The 17722-nt window shown below is 63.6% G+C and carries 16 protein-coding genes and 1 other RNA gene; 5 read left to right on the top strand and 12 right to left on the bottom strand.

Annotated features, from left to right (window positions below):
* Together EP376_RS23205 and EP376_RS16120 are read left to right on the top strand one after the other, a co-directional pair.
* On the top strand, positions 1 to 264 hold a 264-nt coding region (locus tag EP376_RS23205; protein WP_206074798.1), incomplete at its 5' end, for a hypothetical protein.
* Positions 261 to 1382: an AI-2E family transporter gene (locus tag EP376_RS16120; RefSeq protein WP_127656645.1), complete on the top strand. Its 1122-nt coding sequence runs from the start codon at positions 261 to 263 to the stop codon at positions 1380 to 1382. The genes EP376_RS23205 and EP376_RS16120, both read left to right, overlap by 4 nt.
* Before the next feature lie 3 nt (positions 1383 to 1385).
* Here EP376_RS16120 and EP376_RS16115 read toward each other — a convergent pair whose 3' ends face one another.
* From EP376_RS16115 to EP376_RS16065, 11 genes are all read right to left on the bottom strand, one after another.
* A complete protein-coding gene (locus EP376_RS16115; RefSeq protein ID WP_127656644.1) occupies positions 1386 to 2006 on the bottom strand; it encodes a M35 family metallo-endopeptidase in 621 nt (206 codons plus the stop codon).
* A gap of 76 nt (positions 2007 to 2082) precedes the next feature.
* Complete coding sequence (locus tag EP376_RS16110; RefSeq protein ID WP_127656643.1) at positions 2083 to 4503, bottom strand: DUF3772 domain-containing protein; 2421 nt, start codon at positions 4501 to 4503, stop codon at positions 2083 to 2085.
* A complete protein-coding gene (locus EP376_RS16105; RefSeq protein ID WP_127656642.1) occupies positions 4503 to 5540 on the bottom strand; it encodes a cysteine synthase A in 1038 nt (345 codons plus the stop codon). The genes EP376_RS16110 and EP376_RS16105 overlap by 1 nt, the downstream gene beginning before the upstream one ends.
* Positions 5541 to 5572: 32 nt before the next feature.
* On the bottom strand, positions 5573 to 6700 hold the full coding sequence (locus tag EP376_RS16100; RefSeq protein WP_127656641.1) for a gamma-glutamylcyclotransferase: 1128 nt from the start codon (positions 6698 to 6700) through the stop codon (positions 5573 to 5575).
* A gap of 6 nt (positions 6701 to 6706) precedes the next feature.
* Positions 6707 to 7147 carry a TrgA family protein gene (locus EP376_RS16095; protein WP_127656640.1) on the bottom strand — a complete coding sequence of 147 codons (441 nt, stop codon included), beginning with the start codon at positions 7145 to 7147 and terminating at the stop codon, positions 6707 to 6709.
* A gap of 44 nt (positions 7148 to 7191) precedes the next feature.
* A complete protein-coding gene (locus EP376_RS16090; RefSeq protein ID WP_127656639.1) occupies positions 7192 to 8400 on the bottom strand; it encodes an SAM-dependent methyltransferase in 1209 nt (402 codons plus the stop codon).
* A gap of 148 nt (positions 8401 to 8548) precedes the next feature.
* Positions 8549 to 9970: a cryptochrome/photolyase family protein gene (locus tag EP376_RS16085; RefSeq protein WP_127656638.1), complete on the bottom strand. Its 1422-nt coding sequence runs from the start codon at positions 9968 to 9970 to the stop codon at positions 8549 to 8551.
* A gap of 34 nt (positions 9971 to 10004) precedes the next feature.
* Positions 10005 to 11225 (bottom strand): aminotransferase class V-fold PLP-dependent enzyme, encoded by a 1221-nt coding sequence (locus EP376_RS16080; protein ID WP_127656637.1) that lies wholly within the window; start codon positions 11223 to 11225, stop codon positions 10005 to 10007.
* A 99-nt stretch (positions 11226 to 11324) separates the two neighbouring features.
* On the bottom strand, positions 11325 to 13067 hold the full coding sequence (locus EP376_RS16075; protein ID WP_127656636.1) for a BCCT family transporter: 1743 nt from the start codon (positions 13065 to 13067) through the stop codon (positions 11325 to 11327).
* A gap of 33 nt (positions 13068 to 13100) precedes the next feature.
* Complete coding sequence (locus EP376_RS16070; protein WP_127656635.1) at positions 13101 to 13517, bottom strand: universal stress protein; 417 nt, start codon at positions 13515 to 13517, stop codon at positions 13101 to 13103.
* 183 nt (positions 13518 to 13700) lie between these two features.
* Positions 13701 to 14210 (bottom strand): DinB family protein, encoded by a 510-nt coding sequence (locus tag EP376_RS16065; RefSeq protein WP_240652473.1) that lies wholly within the window; start codon positions 14208 to 14210, stop codon positions 13701 to 13703.
* A gap of 177 nt (positions 14211 to 14387) precedes the next feature.
* Between EP376_RS16065 and EP376_RS16060 the strand changes: the two genes are divergently transcribed.
* Positions 14388 to 15431, top strand: a complete 1044-nt coding sequence (locus tag EP376_RS16060; protein WP_127656634.1) for an extracellular solute-binding protein — start codon at positions 14388 to 14390, stop codon at positions 15429 to 15431.
* Between the two features lie 71 nt (positions 15432 to 15502).
* On the opposite strand, the gene EP376_RS16055 is transcribed toward EP376_RS16060, so the two are convergent.
* Positions 15503 to 16465 (bottom strand): LCCL domain-containing protein, encoded by a 963-nt coding sequence (locus EP376_RS16055; RefSeq protein WP_127656633.1) that lies wholly within the window; start codon positions 16463 to 16465, stop codon positions 15503 to 15505.
* A 110-nt stretch (positions 16466 to 16575) separates the two neighbouring features.
* Between EP376_RS16055 and ssrA the strand changes: the two genes are divergently transcribed.
* Positions 16576 to 16928: a transfer-messenger RNA gene (gene ssrA, locus EP376_RS16050) on the top strand.
* 83 nt (positions 16929 to 17011) lie between these two features.
* The gene (locus tag EP376_RS16045; RefSeq protein ID WP_420837132.1) at positions 17012 to 17677 is read left to right on the top strand and encodes a DUF1194 domain-containing protein; all 666 of its coding nucleotides are present in this window, start codon (positions 17012 to 17014) and stop codon (positions 17675 to 17677) included.
* Positions 17678 to 17722: the final 45 nt, after the last annotated feature.

Below are 17722 nucleotides of genomic sequence, written 5' to 3'. Positions count from 1 at the left end.
ACCCTCGAGACGGTTTCCCGCCTACGCACTTTCCAGGCGCGCGCCTTCGACCACTCGGCCACCTGTCCGAGGCGGGGTATAGAACTTCGCAGCGGGGGGATGCAAGGCCTGCAATTCAGGCAAAGTCCGCAAATTGAACTGGTTGTGACCGGGAAAGGACTGCAACGCATTGTTTCCTCTGCGGTGGTGTCGCATAGTGATGGGCGTTGCCGCGAACAGGCCAGACCAGGGCGCAGCCAGGAATGTCCGAACGACCAGAAATGAACGACCGAATCCAGCGCCGCGCTGCGCTGGCTGATCCCGTGCGCATCCAGACGGCGGCGCTTGTCATCATCGCATTCGCGGTGGTGCTGTTCCTGCTGGTTCAGGCGCGGTTCATGCTGATCTCGCTGGTCACGGCGATCGTGCTGTTCAGCCTCACGAGCGACGCGATCAGCTTTATCGCCCGTCAGAGGATAGGGCCGCTGCACGTGCCCAACTGGCTGGCCAGCATCGTGGCGGTCCTTGCCATCGCGGCGGCGCTGCTGACGCTGACCTCGCTGATCCTCAGCCAGGTGAACACGGTCCTTCTGACAACGCTCAGCTATACCGAGCAGACACCCGAGGCGGTGGCGGCGCTCTTCGCCTGGCTGGGCGAGGATGCCGAACAGGCGGTGTTCAACTCGGTCTCGACCGTGGATCTGTCGGGCTATCTGCGCACGCTGGCAGGCCAGGCGGGATCGATGATGCAGGCCTCGGTCCTTGTCATCCTCTTCATGGGATTTCTCTTTGCCGAGAGGGTGTGGTTCTCGACGAAGCTGGTGAATTTCGTGGGTGACGAGGTTCAGGCCGACCGGATCGGGCGCATCGTGGGCTCGATCATCCGGCGCGTGAACCGCTATCTGCTGGTCAAGACACTGGTCAGCGTGGTCACCGGCGCGATGGTCTGGTTCGTGGCCAAACTTTTCGGGCTCGAGCTGGCAGCGCCGCTTGGGATCATCACCTTCATCCTCAACTACATTCCCAACATAGGCTCGATCATCGCCACGGGCCTTGTGGCGCTCGTCACCTATGTGCAGCTGGCCGATGCGAGCCAGACGCTGGCGATCTTTCTCGTCGTGGGCACGATCCAGTTCGTCAACGGCAATGTCATCGACCCGATGCTGATGGGTCGCGCATTGCGGCTGTCATCCTTCGGGATCATCATCAGCCTCGCCTTCTGGGGCGCGGTCTGGGGCATTCCGGGCATGTTCCTGTCGGTGCCGATCATGGTCGCGCTGATGATCGTGTGTTCAGAGATTCCGGCCGTGCGGCCCGTGGCGATCCTGCTGTCGCGCGAGGGATTGCCGGAGCCCGAGACACGCGGCGAAGTCCCGGAAGAACAGCTGAAGGCTGCGGAGTAACGTCTAGCCGCTGCCACCGAAGAACAGCACATCCTCGGAGTAATACTGAAGGCTGTCGGCGTTGCGGCGCGCGCTGTTGGGGTCGCGCTGCGCCATGCGGGCGCAATCTGTCCTCGAATAACAGAAATCCTCGGTGCCGGCGGTCTGATCGAAATGGCTCAGTTCGTGGATGATCGTGCCCTCGATCGTGCCGTATTCCAGATCCGACGAACTGGGCGAGATGCCGAGGACTGAGGGCAGGCCAAAGAAGGGCCGGCAATAATGGATCGTCCAGGCCTCGCTGCGATAGATGTAGGCGTAGGTGTCGCCCTTGCAGCCGTCCAGCCCGGTATTGACGCAGACATTGTGGATGTTCAGCTCTGCCAGGGCCTTGTAGACGGTCTTGAGGTCGCGCCGGACAGCGTCGGCCCCATGGCGCGTGTAATCGCCGAACCAGCGCCTGTATTCCGGCGTATCGCCCACCGAAACCGCCGCCTGAAGCGCCAGATCATGTGCACCTTCGATGGCGGTCCGGATGATCGCGATCTCGCGCTTCTCGCAGTCTTCGAAGCTTTGGGCCGTGGCGACCTGCGGCGCGCACACAATAACGGCAAGGGCAAGCCCTCTGAAACACAACCGACCCATGACCCTGCCTCCCGCTATCACATGGGCCAAAGCCTAGCGGCGAGGGCCGCGCGGCTCAAGTCGGGTTTGACCGCCGTCAGGCCCCCTGCCCCTGCGGCGGATCCTCGGGGCTGTCCGGCAGGCCCCGGTCCGGGGCCGCGCCTGCGCCCGGCAGGGCCTCGGGGTTGCGCAACCAGATGTCGCGCTGCGCAAAGGGGATCTCGATCCCTTCTTCGGCAAAGCGTTCGGCGATCTGGTGGTGGACCTCGTTCTTGACGTCCATGAGGTTGTTGATATCGCGCAGGATCATGCGGATCCGGAAATCGAGGCTGTCGGCTCCAAAGCCCAGAAAATCGACGCCGGGTTCGGGATAGCTCGCCACGTCGGGATGGCCGTCCGCGATCTCGCGAAGGATCTCCGTCACGCGGCGTGTATTGGTACCATAGGCCACGCCAACGGTCACGATCACCCGACCGACGGTGTTGCCGCGCGTCCAGTTGGTGACGGTTCCGGCGATCAGGTCGGCGTTCGGCACGATGACATCGGTCTTGTCGAATGTCTCGATCCGGGTCGATCGCACGGAAATGGATTTCACGATCCCCATGTTGGGGCCGACCTCGATCCAGTCCCCCTCCGAGATCGGGCGTTCGATCAGCAGGATGATGCCCGAAACGAAGTTGTTCACGACCCCCTGAAGACCAAGGCCGATCCCAACCGACAGCGCGCCGATCACGACACCAAGGGCCGTCAGGTCGAGGCCGGCCGATGTCACTGCGATCACGGTCGCCAGCGCGATCCCCACATAGCCCACGCCCGAGGTCACGGCATTGCGCGCGCCCTGATCAAGCTTGGTGCGCGGAAGGATCGTGCTGCGCAAAGCGCCCTGCAACAGACGCGTGGCGATCATCCCGATCAGGAACACAATCAGAACCGCCAGCGCCAGCGCCGGCGTCACCCGTGCGCCGCCAAGGGCAAAGCCCTCGTTGAACCGGCTTATGATGTCCCAGATACGTTCCGGCCGCATCCCCCAGATCAGCGCCAGGATGGGCAGGCTTCCCAGAACCAGAAGCAGGTTCATCAGAACCGGGATCAGCGCCTGCGACGCCTCTTCCCGCGTCTTGCGAGAGATCAGGGCATAGGTGTCCCGGATCGGCGACTGCAATGCCACCAGAAGCGCGAGGATCCCCAACGACTGTGCCGTCGGCGTCATGATCGCCTCGGCAAGGTTCAGATAGCCGACGGCGGCCAGCATCGGCCCGATGACCGCCACCACGCGTATGGCCTGCGCGACGATGGACAGGGTGCGTTGGGCAAAGCTGTTTTCACTGTCACCGGCGTCAGCGGCCGACAATTCCTCGCGCCGGTGCCGGCGCAGAAGCTGCGACAGGCGCAGAAACCCGAACGACAGCCCGACATAGACCGGCAGCACGATGACACCGCGCGCCGTCAGTGGCACGGCATTCTGTGTGGCGATGGCCTCGGCCACGGTGCCAAGACCGAGGAAGACCCCGATCAGCACAATCGTCCGCCGGAAGGCAGGCCGCGCCTCGACATCGACGTCGAAGGCCGCGGTCAGTTCCCGGCTCACCGGGAACAGCCGCGCCGCAAGCCACAGTGCGATGACCGTCATCACGATGGCGCTGACCACCGCTTCGAGAAAGGCCAGCCCGGTATTGCCCAGCACGTCGAGATAGGCGACGGCATAGCCGATCATGACAAGACCGGCGATCGGCAGGAGCACCTGCAACAGCGAAATCAGGAACGACAGGATGCCAATGCCCCGACGTGTCGAGACATCCTTTTGCATGCTTTCGGCCCAGCGGCCGACATAGGACCTGCTCCGCAAAAGAAGGGCGAGACCCGCAAGGATCAGGATGACACTCAGCGGCAGACGCCCCGTCAACCCGTCCTGCGAGACGCGATGGGCGGCAAGCCTGTCCGCGATTTCCGTGTCCAGCGTCTCGCCGATCTCGACGAGACCGATCACCGCGGACCCCCAGTTCAGCGGGTTAATGGGCATCGGGTCGTTTTCAAACAATTCACGCGCCTGACGGTCGGCAAGAATCGTGTCGATCTCTTCGATCAGGCCATTGGCTCGGGTGAAGGCCTCGCTCGCGTTGACACTGGGCAACTGCGCATCGGTCAGCTGGCGGTTCAGCTCGGCCCGTCGTTCGGTCAGTTCCGTGGGCTCTTCGCCGTCGCCCTCCGGCAGGGGGCCGAGCGCGTCGATCTGCGCGCGGATCGTCGCGATCCTTTCGGCATTGGCATCCTGCGCCGTCAGGAACCGGGCACGCCAGTCAACAAGGCTCTCCCTCAGGTTCAGCAGAAATGCGGATGAGGCAATTCCACCCTGCACCACGCTTTCCGCGCGGGAGGCCTCGGCCTCCCATGCCGCATAGTCAATACTCTGCGAGCCTGCCTCCTGTGCCGTCTGCGCCTGCGCCGGTGCCCAAGACGACAGGGGCGAGGCGAACAGGACGGCGATAGTCAGCAGAAGCCGGGCAATCCAACCCGTCATCAAGCCTCCTCAAACACTCCGGGGATCGAAGATGGCCCCGATTCATCGAGCCAGCCGGGAACCGGAAGGCCCTTTTCCTTAAGAAAAACGGGATTATAGAGCTTTGACTGATACCGCGTCCCGTAGTCGCACAGGATCGTCACGATGGTATGTCCGGGGCCCATCTCGCGGGCCATGCGGATCGCGCCCGCGATGTTGATCCCGGTCGAGCCGCCCATGCACAATCCCTCGTGCGCCAGAAGATCGAAGACGATCGGCAGGGCCTCTTCATCGGTGACCTGGCACAGGTAGTCGGGCGTATATCCCTCGAGGTTGGCGGTGATCCGCCCCTGCCCGATGCCTTCAGTGATCGACCCGCCCTCGGGCTTGGCCTCGCCATCGGTAAACAGGCTGTAGATGCCCGACCCCATCGGATCGGCAATCCCGCATTTCACACCGCGCGGCTGAAGCGCCTGCGCCACGCCTGCGGCCGTCCCGCCCGAGCCCACGGCGCAGATGAACCCGTCGACCTTGCCGCCGGTCTGATCCCAGATCTCGGGGCCGGTGGTTTCCACATGGGCCTGCCGGTTGGCGATGTTGTCGAACTGGTTCGCCCAGATAGCCCCGCCCGGCATTTCGTTGGCAAGGCGTTCGGCCAGACGACCCGAATAGCGCACATAATTGTTGGGGTTCTTGTAGGGAGCCGCGGGAACAAGGACCAGCTCGGCGCCCGCAAGGCGCAGCATGTCCTTTTTTTCCTGGCTCTGCGTCTCGGGCATCACGATCACGGTCTTGAACCCCATCGACGCGCCCACAAGCGCGAGCCCGATACCGGTATTTCCCGCCGTGCCCTCGACGATCGTGCCGCCCGGTTTCAGCTCGCCCCGGGCGATCGCGTCGCGGATGATGTAGAGTGCGGCGCGATCCTTGACGGACTGACCCGGGTTCATGAATTCCGCCTTGCCAAGGATCTCGCATCCCGTGGCCTCGGACGCGGCATTCAACCGGATGAGAGGGGTATTGCCGATCGCATCGGCAAGGTTGCTGTGGATCGTCATGATCAGGCCTTTTCGTTCAATGCCCGCCCTGTCTAGGTGCCGCGCGGCGCGAACTCAAGCCGATCCCTTGCCCGGGCCAGCCAAAGCAGCATCGCAACAATCGGCCCGACGTTCACTTCGCCCGTCTCGATCAGCGCGACGGCGTCGTCGAGGGGCACAAGATGCAGGCGCAGGTCTTCGCCTTCGCTGTCGAGCCCGCCGTGCCGCGCGTGATCGTCGGGCAGATCGCACAGCCCCGCAAAGCAGAAGAAATGGTCGGTCGTGGAGCCGGGCGAGGCATAGATCGAAAACATGTGCCGAACCTCGGAAAAGGTCACATGCGCCTCTTCCATGCCTTCGCGCCGGGCGCTTTGTTCCGGCGTTTCACCCGCGTCGATGATGCCCGCGACGGGCTCCAGGCTCCAGGGATTGGGATCGCCCCGCCGCGCGGGACCGGCGCGCATCTGTTCGACCAGCAAGACACGGTCACGCAAAGGATCATACGGCAGGACAAGCGCCGCATCCGCCCCAACCAGAACCTCCCGGGGCAGCGGGCCCGAGCGGGTGCCGTTGAACTGGAGATGGTCGATTTCCAGCCGGTCAAGCTTGAAGAAATCCCCCGCCAAGGGCGCGCGCCTTTGCCAGCGGACATCCCCCGCCGATGGCGCATGGCGCAATCGGGCGGGCGCCTCGTGCGACGCGGCCCTAAGGCGCGCATCCGCCCGCATCAGGATCATCGGCCATTGCCCGTTCAGCACCCCGCCGGCCAAAGGCGGGTCATGGGCGAAAACCTCTTCTGCCGCCAAAACCGTCATCGCGCCACTTTCGGCGCACCATCTGTCGAATGACCACGGCTCGGGATGTTCTACAAAATGGTCGGGCGGGAAATAGGCCTCGGCCTGCACGGGGCCTTGATCCGTGTGAACCTCAACGGGCGCGCGCCGGTAGTCGCCCTCGTAGGCATCGAGCCGCGCCATCGCCTCGCGCCCGACATCGCGCAGCAAAAGGCCGTCGATCACGACGCCCGGGCGCCTGACAAGGAACGGCAGATGCAGTTCGGGCTCCCGCGCGACCGCGTGATCGGCCAGACGCGCGTCGACCGGTTCTGGCGCAGTTTCGCCCGCAACCACGGCGCGCAGGGGTCCATGGCGCAACGTGCCGTAAAGAAAAAGGTTGGTCATGCGAGGTCAGTTCGCCTTGCGCGAGGTGTATTCCGCGATGATCCCGACGATAACGCCGCCGCCCAGCAACACCACGAGGATCGACGGCGTCAGCATCAGCTGGCCGTATTGAAGCATCATGTCGAAGATATCCATGATCGCATCGATCGGGCCGTCATACTGGCCCCGGAAACTCAGCCTCAGCATCTCGAGAGTGCTGTCGACCGCGAGGCACCAGAGCGCCGCAAGGATCGATCCGGTAAAGCCATAGCTGATGGCCGCGGTCAAACCGCCCCGCGCCCGGGCGCCCATGAACGACCATCCCACGAGAAATCCGACGGCCGCATTGACCTCGGACATCCGGCGGGGATCGAACCCTTCGGGCAGGAACGGCTTGACCAGTTCCGATGTGTACCAGCACAGACCTGCAAGCAGGAGCCCGGCTACGAGTTTCGCGGCGGTCCACATCGCTCTGGTCCCTCTGCTCCGATCGGCCCTTCAGGGCGACGCAATCAGGCGCCCCGGGTCACGGTGATCTGTGTCACGTCGCAGTTTTCGCTACGGAACGATGCGGCGCAAGAGGTAAGATAGTAGTTCCACATCCGCCGGAACCGGTCATCGAAGCCCAGCGTCGCCACTTCGTCCCAGCGGTCATTGAACGTATCGTGCCAACGGCGCAGCGTCTGGCTGTAGCTCTGGCCGAATTCGATCGAGCGTTTGACGGACAGGCCCGCCTTCTCGACTTCGGAGCGCAGGATCGAAGGGCTTGGCAACATCCCGCCGGGGAAGATGTATTTCTGGATGAAATCGACGCTGCGCTTGTAGACCTCCCACCGCTTGTCCGCGATCGTGATGATCTGAAGCGTCGCGTTCTTGCCGGGCTTGAGCCGGTCGCGAAGCGTCTGGAAATACACCGGCCAGTATTGTTCGCCCACGGCCTCGAACATTTCGATGCTGGCGATGCCGTCATAGGTGCCGGTCTCGTCGCGATAATCCTGAAGCTTGAATGTCACGCGATCAGAAAGTCCAGCTTTTTCAATCCGCTCTACGGCGTAGTTAAACTGTTCCTGGCTGATCGTGAGACCGGTCACCCGCAGCCCGCGTTCCTTGGCCGCATATTCGGCAAAGCCGCCCCACCCGCAGCCGATTTCAAGGACATGGTCGCCCGGCTGCGCGCCCATCTCGTCGATCATGGAGGCATATTTCTGGGTTTGCGCCTTCTCGAGGCTTTCCTGATCCGTCTCGAACTTGGCAGAGGAATAGGTCATCGTGTCGTCGAGCCACAGCCCGTAGAACTTGTTGCCCAGATCATAATGGTAGGAGATGTTCTTCCGGGCCTGCCGCTTGGTGTTCGACTGAAGCCAGAACCGCAGCTTTTCCAGCGCCCGGACAAAATATTGCCCCGGGAAGCCATCATAGACATCCTCTGCCTGGTCGTGGACCAGATCCATGAACGCCATCAGGTCCGGCGTTGTCCACCAGCCCTCGAGATAGGCCTCCGAAAACCCCAGATCGCCCTCGCGCACCAGCCGGGCAAAGAGATCGGGGTTCTTGACCTCCATCTCGGCCACGAATCCCGGTTCGGAGCCTTCGGCCCGAAACCGCCGTCCGTCGGGGAGCACGACATCGAGCCGACCCCTCTTCATGTTCTCGATTTTCGCGAATACAGGCGCGAAATAACGTGGCAGTCCCGTCTGCCCTTTCGTCGTCGTCAGGATCATCCGCATCCCCCTGTTTCACTGGCCTCATTGGGCTGGGCCATTTGTCGCGCGACACGTCCAAGCCGCGCATCGGGATTGAAATAGCGCGATGTCATGGCGAAGTCACGGTATCGATTGAACAATCCCCGCTTTTGCGATTGACCCAACGTCAAAAATCCCGCGCCTCATAGGCGCTGAGCGCACGTTTTCGACCTTCGGTTGCATCAACGACGGGCTCGGGATAGCGATCCCCGGCCGACAGGCCCCAGCTTTCGGGGATCGCGTCGAAATAGCTCAATGCCGTTGCGGTAGGCCTCGGAGTACCTTCAGCGATCCATGCGCGCTGATAGGTGCGGTCGGCATCGAACTTGTCCAGCTGGGTCACCGGGTTGAACACCCGGAAATAGGGGGCGGCATCCGGGCCGGACCCTGCCGCCCATTGCCAACCCATGGAGTTCGCGGCCGGATCCCAATCGATCAAGCAATCCTCGAACCAGTTCAGCCCCACTTTCCAATGGGTCATCAGGTGTTTCGTCAGGTAGGACGCGACGATCATCCGCGCCCGGTTGTGCATCCGGCCCGTCACATACATCTCGCGCATGCCGGCATCGACGAACCGGATGCCCGTGCGCCCCCGTTTCCAGGCGTGAACCTCTTTCAGGCGCTCATCCTCGTTCCACGGGAAGGCATCCCATTCTTCGCGCCAGTTGCCGCTGGTGATATGCGGGGTGTGATGAACAAGGTGATAGGCGAATTCGCGCCAGACCACTTCCCTCAGGAAATGCTCGGCGCCTGCCTTGCCCTCTCCCATCGCGCGCTGGCCCGCATGCCAGAGCCTGTGGGGCGAAATCTCCCCATAGGTCAGGTTTTCCGACAGGTTCGACGTGGCGTCGAGGCCAGGCAGGTCGCGGTCGGCCTTGTAGCTGGCGACCTTCTCATCGATGAACCTCCCGAGCCTGTCCTGCGCCGCGGCCTCGCCCACGCAGACATGGCCAAGAACGATATCGCGGCCTCGTTTCATCGCGGCATCCATCGCCCAATGGTCAAGCCTGTCGCTCTCGGGCCAGCTTTCCGGCGCGGGGATACGCCCCGGCTCGGGCAATGGCTCTTCGACGTCGCGGTCCCGGACCGCTTTCCACATCGGCGAATAGACCTTGTAGAAGCCCCCCGTCTGGGTCTGCACCGTCCAGGGTTCGAACAGCAGGTGACCGCCAAAGCTGCGCGCGTCGATCCCATCGTCCTTGAGCGTGGCCTTCACGGCCTCGTCACGGGCGCGGGCATCGGGATCATAGGCGCGCGTCCACCACACGGCCCCTGCCCCCGTTTCCGCAATCAGCGCCTGCAGGCAGTCGAGCGCCTTGCCGCGCCGCAGGATCAGACGGCTGCCCTTCGCCTCAAGATCGCGGGCCAGCGACCCGACCGACAGGCCCAGCCGGAATTTCGGCGCGGCGCCATGGGTCTCGACCACCTCGTCATGGATGAAGACCGGGATCACCGGCCGCCCCGCGGCCGAGGCCTCGTTCAGCGCGGGATGATCGCCCAGACGCAGATCGCGCCGGAACCACAGAAGGATCGGTGTCTTGTCGCTCATGTCCTGCCCTTTGTTCCGGGGTCAAAGGCCCCGGTCACAGAGCCTGATCTAGCGCGTCGATCAGCCGGTCAACATCCTCGGCGGAGGTGTAATGCGTGAACGAGGCCCGCAACACGCCCCTGTCGAGATCGACGCCCATCGCGGCCAGCGGCCGCTGGGCGTAGAAATCGCCCCCGTCGGCCATGATGCGATGCGGGATCAGCCGCTGGGCCACATCGGCCCCCCGCTCCTCCAGTGCCATGGCGACGGTCGGGGCACGACGGTCGGCATCTGCGGGCCCGATCAGCCGGACAGAATTCTTCGACGCCACGAAATCCAGAAGCGGTTGCAGACGCGCCTTTTCGGCGTCGCGCATCACCGAATGGGCATGGCGCGCGGCGCCAGCAGCATCCGTCGGCCCGCCATGGTGGGCCGACAGGGCCTCCATATAATCGGCGATGCCCGCGCTTGCCGCGACCTGCGCGTGATCGGGGCCTGCGGGCGTGAACCTCTTGTAGAGCACGTCGCCGTTGAAATGATGCCCCTGGTTCGGCAGGTCAAAGCCGAACTCCTCGCGGATGACCATGATCCCCTGATGCGGGCCATAGGTCTTGTAGGCCGAGAACAGATAGACGTCGCAGCCCAGCGCACCGACGTCCGGGAACCCATGCGGCGCATAGGACACCCCGTCGACACAGACCCGTGCGCCCGCGTCATGGGCGATCCTCGTGATGGCTGCCACGTCGTTGATCTCGCCCACCACGTTCGAACAATGGGGAAAACACACGAGCCGGACATTGGCATCGAGCAGCGCCACCAGCCCCTCGGGATCAAGGTGCCCCGTCTCGGGGTCGATCCGCCATTCGCGGATCTCGATCCCGTCTTCCTCGAGCCGGCGCCACGGGCCGGAATTCGCCTCGTGGTCCTGATTGGTGACGATGATCGCCTCGCCCCGCTTCATCCAGCCGCGCGCGGCCTGCGCCAGAACATAGGTGTTCTGCGTTGTCGAGGGCCCGAAGGACAGCTCGTGCGTCTCGACCCCAAGCATCGCCGCCAGCCGCAAGCGCGCCTCGTCCATCTCCATCCCGCCCAGCGCGGAGGCCGGATAGGCCGCATAGGGCTGCACCTTGCGCTGGGTATAGAACCGGGTCAGCCGGTCGATCACCTGGCGGCAGGCAAAGCTGCCGCCGGCCGCTTCGAAATGTGACCAGCCATCAAGCGTGGGGTCGGCGAAGGCGGGAAACTGGGCCCGCACCCATTCAAGATCGAGTGTCATGCGCCATGACATGCCCCCGGGCCCCGGAATGGTCAACCACCACGAAAAAGGCCCCGGCGACGCGCACCGGGGCCTTGTCCTGTGTCATGGGTCGGAACGTCAGGTGTTCCGACGCTCCGAGATCAGGCCCATCAGGATCGACCAGCACATCACCAGCAGAACGACGGTGAACAGCAACCCGGTCGAGATCACCATGGCCTGCAAACTGTCGAGACCCGCGGTCCCTGCAGCCCCCACCAGAAGCACGGCGGCCACCGCCCCTTCGAAGATGCACCAGAACACCCGCTGGATGACCGGCGCATCGACCTTGCCTCCGGCCGTGATCGTATCGATCACGAGGCTGCCCGAGTCGGACGAGGTGACGAAGAAGATGATCACCAGCAGCACCGCAAGCGTCGAGGTGATCGAGGCCAGCGGAAGCTCGCCCAGCATCGAGAACAGCGAGATTTCGGGCCGGTAGGAGGCGATCACGTTCTGGAACACCCCGCTTTCCGTGGCCCCCGCGATGACCTGGCTGATCGCCGTGCCGCCGAAGGTCGCCATCCAGAAGACGCAGACAAGGCTCGGGATCAGCAGAACACAGGTGATAAATTCCCGCACCGTGCGGCCCCGCGACACGCGCGCGATGAACATGCCGACAAAGGGTGACCAGGAAATCCACCACGCCCAGTAGAACGTGGTCCAGCCATGCAGGAACCCGGTATCCTCGCGCCCGACGGGGTTGGACAGCGGCACAATGTTCTTGGCGTAGGCCCAGAGCCCGCCGAAGAAATCACCGAGGATCGCCGCGGTCGGGCCCACGAAGAACACGAAGGCCAGCAAAAGCGCGGCGAGCCCCATGTTGATCTCGGACAGGACCTTCACCCCGCCATCGAGGCCCCGCATCACCGATACCAGCGCAATCGCGGTGATGAAGCCGATGATCAGCACCAGCAGGACCGAGCTGTTCGGGTCGCTCTGGCCTTCGGGAACCGGATTGCCCCACAGGAAGCCCATGAAATTCCGGGTGCCTTCGGCGCCCGCCCCGGACCCGAAGACCTCGGTCAGACCCGAGGCCACCTGCGTCGCCCCGATGCCCAGCGACGTGGCCAGACCAAAGAGCGTGGCAAAGGCCGCGATCGTGTCGATCGCATTGCCCCATCCGCCCCAGACCCGTTCGCCCAGAATCGGGTAGAACGCCGAACGGATCGTCAGCGGCAGACCCTTGTTGTAGCTGAACAAGGCCAGCGCCAACGCGACGATCGCGTAGATCGCCCAAGGGTGAAGACCCCAGTGAAAGATCGTCGCCGCCATCGCCATCTCGCGCGCGGCGGCCGTTGTCGCCTCGCTCGCGACAACACCATCCACGATCCCGATCTCGCCGCCCAACGGCTGATCGCCCCATGGCGTGCCAAAGTAATAGACCGGCTCGAGAACGCCAAAGAACATCAGGCCGATGCCCATCCCGGCCGCGAACAGCATCGCGAACCATGCCGGATAGCTGTAATCGGGCGTAGCCTCCGACCCGCCCAGCCGGACCGATCCCCAGGGCGACACGATCAGCAGAAGCGAAAAGACGACGAACAGGTTTGCCGACATCAGGAAGAACCAGTCAAAGCTGCTCTTCACATAGTCGCGGATCGACAGGAACAGGTCGCGAGACCCTTCCGGCCAGATCAGGGCGATCGCCGTGAAAATGACGATCAGCACGCCTGAAATTACAAAAACGGGATTGTGGAAGTCGAACCGGAACGGCCCGACCTGGGTTTCGAAATTGTCCTGACCGATCTGGTAATCGGTCTCGATGATATCCGCCGAGCCTTCGGGCTCGGGAATACCGATATCCACGGTTTCGTCAGCCATATGGCCTCCTTGAAGTCTGTGGGAGTTGCGCGCCTAGCCGGCGCTGCGAACGAGGAACACGGAAATGCCGGCATGCCGCGCAAGCGACCCGCCATGGCTTGGCACCAGCATGTCGGCCATGCCGGGCACATGGGTCGCCATCACGACGAGATCGGCACCGATCTCGGAGATCGCATCGACAAGCTTGTCATCCATGTCGGCGGTCGGATCGTGGCTCACGATCACATGAGAGGTCGCAGCAGCATCGCCGCCCGCCTCCTTGGCAAAGGCTTCGAGCTTGCGCCCGAACTCCTCGGGGTTGTGCGCAACCGGCCCGGGTGTCGACGCCGTCACGGCAACGAAGACAAGCTTCGATCCGTATTGCGTCGCAAGGTCCCGGGCAACGCCGATTGCATCGCTCAGCTTATCGGCATGAGCGAGATCGACGGGCACCATGATAGTCTTGAACATCGGTCCCTCCTGTCACGACGAGGGCGCGAAATGTCCGGCTGGCTGACCGGTGCCCTCGCCAGTTTCATTGGAGAAGTGTCGCCCCCTTCAGGCGAGTTCCCGAATCCGAGGCTATCATCCTGACCGGCGGATGAAAAACAGATGCGACATCAAATGTCGTTTTTCGACATCGAAGGCCGATTATCAGCCGCCCGCAGGCATATAGAGCAGGTCGGTCGGCGGCGGAGATATCCCTTCGGCCGTCAGCATAGCATGGACCTGCCCGCGGTGATGGGTCTGGTGATTGAAGATATGCACGATCAGCGGCTGGATCGGGCGGCTGACCTCGCCGCCGAGGCTCCTCGAGGTAAACCGCACCTCGCCCGCCAGATCGACGGCGCGCAAGTCGTCGGCCCAGACGACAATCCGCCCATCAAGGCGGAACCGCTCGGTCGCCCATTCAGCGATACTTCCGGTGCTCTCGATGCTTTGCGCGATGCCAAGGCCCGGATCGGTCATCCCCGCGATCCGGTGCATCCAGAGCCGGTCGGCCCAGAGAAGGTGGTTCAGCGTCGCCCGGATCGACCCGAAGAACGCCCCGTGATCGCGATCCAGAGCCTCGGGCTCCATCGTCTCGGTGATCTTGCGCAGACCGGTGTTCTGCCAGCGGTTGTAGCGTGCCATCATGCGGCAGTATTCGGGCGTTATGTGCACGGCTCACTCCTTGTTCCGGCCCAGCGCCCCGGGTCCGCCGGCAGCGCTTACAAGGATGATCCTGCCGCCTCGGCCCGGTCTGATCAAGCAGCTGAAACTCTTCCTTGCCGCCGCGCGGCGCTCTGTTAGTTTCTTCCACCGTGACTTGTCCCAACCCACTCAAAAGGGAACCTGCCCATGAGACTTTCGACCCTCCTCGGCTCTGTCTCGGTCTGCCTCGTCTCCTCGCTCGCCATGGCCCAGGATGACGACTTGACCGTGCTGGACTATGCCGGTTTCGAACTGCCCGAGTATCACCCCGCCTATATCGAGACCTATGGCGACAGTCCGGCTTATTCCTTCTTCTCGGATGAAGAAGAGGCCTTCCAGAAGGTCGTGGCCGGCTTCAACGCCGACATCAGCCAGATCTGCGCGGGCTCTGTCACCAAGTGGGTGGAATCCGGGATCATCGAGCCTTGGGATATCTCCCGCATCCCGGCCTACGACGATCTTGATGCCGACCTGACCGGGCGCGACGTGACCGAAGGCATCGGTGACGTCTACTTCCTGCCGCACAATTTCGGCGCCACCGCGGTCGCCTATAATCCCGAGGAAGTCCCCGCCGAAGACGTGGCCTCGCTCGACGTATTCACCAACCCGAAATATGCCGGGCGCATCACCATGCCCGACAATACCGATGACGCCTATGCGCTGGCCTATCTGGCAACCGGCGTCACCAACTGGTCGGACGTGACCGATGCCGAGTTCGAGGCCGCCTCGAACTGGCTGCGCGAGGTTCACCCGAACATCCGCACCTATTGGGCCGACCCCGCCGAACTGACCCAGCTGATGGCCACGGGCGAGGTCCTGATCTCCTGGGCGTGGAACGAAACCCTGCCCACCATGGTCGATGAAGGCCGCCCGATCGCCTATCAGCGCGAGACCGTCGAAGGCTCTTCGCTGTGGCTTTGCGGCTATGTGAACCTCGCCGATGGCGGCGGGTCCGAAGACAAGGCCTACGATTTCATCAACGCGATGCTCGACCCGGTCACGACCGCCCCCCTGCTTGAAGCCGGCTATGGCCACGCCAACACCGTCGGCATGAGCGACATGGGAGCCGAAGCGCTGGAGGCCGCGGGCCTCGGGCCGATCGACGTCCCGGTTCTGGCGCAGCTGCCGATCTCGATCGAGCAGCGCGAAATGCAGGCCGAAACGTTCGAACTGATCAAATCCGGTTTCTGATCGGTTCCTTCAAGACCGAGAAAGGGCGGCCGTCGCGGGCCGCCCTTTTTTTCTGGACACATCCCGTGCGGTCAGTTGCGGTCGAACATGATGCTTTCTACATAGCTGTCCCAGTCGCGGGTGGTGACTCCGTTGTAGCTGGTCCCGGAATAGCGATCGAGCCCGGTCATCCCGAGAACGGTGATCAGCCCGCCGCCATCGCCGATCACACCCGAATGACGCGCGGCTGTGCACAGGTCGCTGTCGGATGTGTACGGCCCATTGCCCCAGACAACGCCCGAATAGGGCCCTGGACCGCAGGTGCAGCTATAGATCGCGGCCCCCGACGGAAACACGGAGCAGGCCCCCTCGGCCGCCGCGTTGTCGGCCTGAAGCACAAAGGGCGATTCCGGCTGGAAGGTAAAGCTCGCCCCATATGATCCCCAGCTGCGCGTCTCGACCCCGTTGTTGAAGGTCCCGTCATAACTGTCCTGACCCTCGACCTCGCGCACCCAGACATCGCCGCCATCGCCGCCGATCACGCCCGCATGGATCGCGGCGAGGCAGATCGAGCTGTCGGCGGTATAAGGATCGCTGCCCCAGACCGCACCCGTCCCGTCAAAGGGCGGGCAGGTGCAGGAATATTCCGCCTGTCCCACCGGATAGGGTCCGCATTCCGCGCCCATCGCGATGTCGTTGTCGATCGTGCCCGCAAAGGTGAACGAACTGCCATAGGACCCCCAGTCGCGGGTCGTCACGCCGTTTGCGGTCGAGCCGGGATAGCTGTCCTGCCCGTCCATCGGCACGATGCGCACGATGCCCCCCATGTCCCCGTTGACGCCTGCGTGCGTTGCGGCGGTGCAGAAATCACTGTCGGAGGTATAGGGATTGCTGCCCCAGACCGCACCGCCGGTATCGCCGCCCGCGCACAGACATTCGAAGGGGTAATCCTGCATCGGAGCCGTGCTGCAGGCCTCCTGCGCCACTGCTCCCTGGCCAAGGGCCGCGAACCCCAATCCAGCTGCCGTGAAAATGAACCCGTTGCGCGTGATCATCCTGATACCCTCCCGTTTGTCGATTATCTGCCGGCGCTCCCCTGCGGGGCCCGTGGCCCAGACTAGGCGCGCGGATGCGGCTCCGACAAGTCCGGTCCTCCTGACCTGCGCATCTTGCAACGGCGCCCCCGCCCCCCTATGTTCATCCTGTCCTTCGGGACTATGGACATAAACGCGCTCGTAATAAGCGGATCGGACCCGGGGGCGGTACCCGGCGGCTCCACCAAACCACCCTCGTTGGGGGCAGATGGGGCCGAAACAGGATCGACGAACGTCTAAAGGGGTTATGCTTTGTCCCGGTGAGGTACCACCGTTATCGGTCCGATATGTACAGTTGCCAACGACAACCGTGCTCCGGCTATGGCTCTGGCTGCTTAAGCAGTCCGAGTTGCCGAAACTTAAGCCCTCTCGCCTAGCAGCGTGAGGCGGGGTTCGCAGGTACCTGGCAACAGAAACCTGCATTTTCTCCCTTTTTCACGGATCTGTGTGCCGGTCGGGCATGAAAAACGTTGATGCGCTGCGCGACGCTGTCGCAAGATCCGCTCCATGATCGTACCTCGCCGCATGATCGCCCTGTTCGCCGCCGCCCTGTTCGTCGCCGGTGGCACCGCCCGGGCCTGCGACACGGCCCTGCTCCTTGCGGTCGATGTGTCGAATTCCGTCGACGAGGCAGAGTACCGGCTTCAGATCGACGGGATGGCCGATGCGCTGCTCGATCCGGAGATCGTGCTGGCGTTGACGGAAGGCCGGGTCACACTTTCGGTCATGCAATGGTCGGGGGTCGAGCGGCAGGTGATGTCGCTGCCATGGCGGCAGATGCTGACCAAGGCGGATGTCATCCGCTTTTCCCAGGACGCCCGCGCGCTGGAGCGCGCCTTTGTCCTGTCCGATACCGCGCCGGCGGAGGCGATCCGCTTTGCGCTGCGTCAGTTCGACGAGGTCGAGGATTGCGCCCGTCATATCATCGACGTCTCGGGCGACGGCACGCCCAATTCCGGCTCCGACACGCGCGGCGCCAGCCAGGAGGCAGAGCGAGCGGGTGTCACGATCAACGGCATCGCGATCGAATCGATGGGCGTGGCGATCTCGGGGTTCTACAGGCGCGCGCTGGTGACCCGTGACGGTTTCGTCATCACCGCCCGCGGGCACCGGGATTATCCGAGGGCGATCCGGATCAAGATCCTGCGCGAGGTCAGCCGCGTCGTCGGGTGATCCGGATCGCCCATCGGACCCCGCCGCCCGAGCCGCGTCCTGCGC

This window comes from Alexandriicola marinus (genome assembly GCF_004000435.1).
In the GTDB taxonomy this organism is placed as follows: domain Bacteria; phylum Pseudomonadota; class Alphaproteobacteria; order Rhodobacterales; family Rhodobacteraceae; genus Alexandriicola; species Alexandriicola marinus.
The sequence above is the reverse complement of the archived record's forward strand: the minus strand, read 5'-3'. Positions and strand labels throughout refer to the sequence as shown.

Bases quoted from the DNA above. Each gene is read 5' to 3' on its own strand.
- EP376_RS16120 (WP_127656645.1), top strand. From the start codon at position 261: ATGAACGACCGAATCCAGCGCCGCGCTGCGCTGGCTGATCCCGTGCGC.
- EP376_RS16105 (WP_127656642.1), bottom strand. From the start codon at position 5,540: ATGACGATCCACAGCAACCTTGCCGATGCGATCGGCAATACCCCTCTC.
- EP376_RS16045 (WP_420837132.1), top strand. From the start codon at position 17,012: ATGATCGTACCTCGCCGCATGATCGCCCTGTTCGCCGCCGCCCTGTTC.
- EP376_RS16060 (WP_127656634.1), top strand. From the start codon at position 14,388: ATGAGACTTTCGACCCTCCTCGGCTCTGTCTCGGTCTGCCTCGTCTCC.
- EP376_RS16085 (WP_127656638.1), bottom strand. From the start codon at position 9,970: ATGAGCGACAAGACACCGATCCTTCTGTGGTTCCGGCGCGATCTGCGT.
- EP376_RS16070 (WP_127656635.1), bottom strand. From the start codon at position 13,517: ATGTTCAAGACTATCATGGTGCCCGTCGATCTCGCTCATGCCGATAAG.
- EP376_RS16095 (WP_127656640.1), bottom strand. From the start codon at position 7,147: ATGTGGACCGCCGCGAAACTCGTAGCCGGGCTCCTGCTTGCAGGTCTG.
- EP376_RS16100 (WP_127656641.1), bottom strand. From the start codon at position 6,700: ATGACCAACCTTTTTCTTTACGGCACGTTGCGCCATGGACCCCTGCGC.
- EP376_RS16080 (WP_127656637.1), bottom strand. From the start codon at position 11,225: ATGACACTCGATCTTGAATGGGTGCGGGCCCAGTTTCCCGCCTTCGCC.
- EP376_RS16055 (WP_127656633.1), bottom strand. From the start codon at position 16,465: ATGATCACGCGCAACGGGTTCATTTTCACGGCAGCTGGATTGGGGTTC.
- EP376_RS16090 (WP_127656639.1), bottom strand. From the start codon at position 8,400: ATGATCCTGACGACGACGAAAGGGCAGACGGGACTGCCACGTTATTTC.
- EP376_RS16110 (WP_127656643.1), bottom strand. From the start codon at position 4,503: ATGACGGGTTGGATTGCCCGGCTTCTGCTGACTATCGCCGTCCTGTTC.
- EP376_RS16075 (WP_127656636.1), bottom strand. From the start codon at position 13,067: ATGGCTGACGAAACCGTGGATATCGGTATTCCCGAGCCCGAAGGCTCG.
- EP376_RS16115 (WP_127656644.1), bottom strand. From the start codon at position 2,006: ATGGGTCGGTTGTGTTTCAGAGGGCTTGCCCTTGCCGTTATTGTGTGC.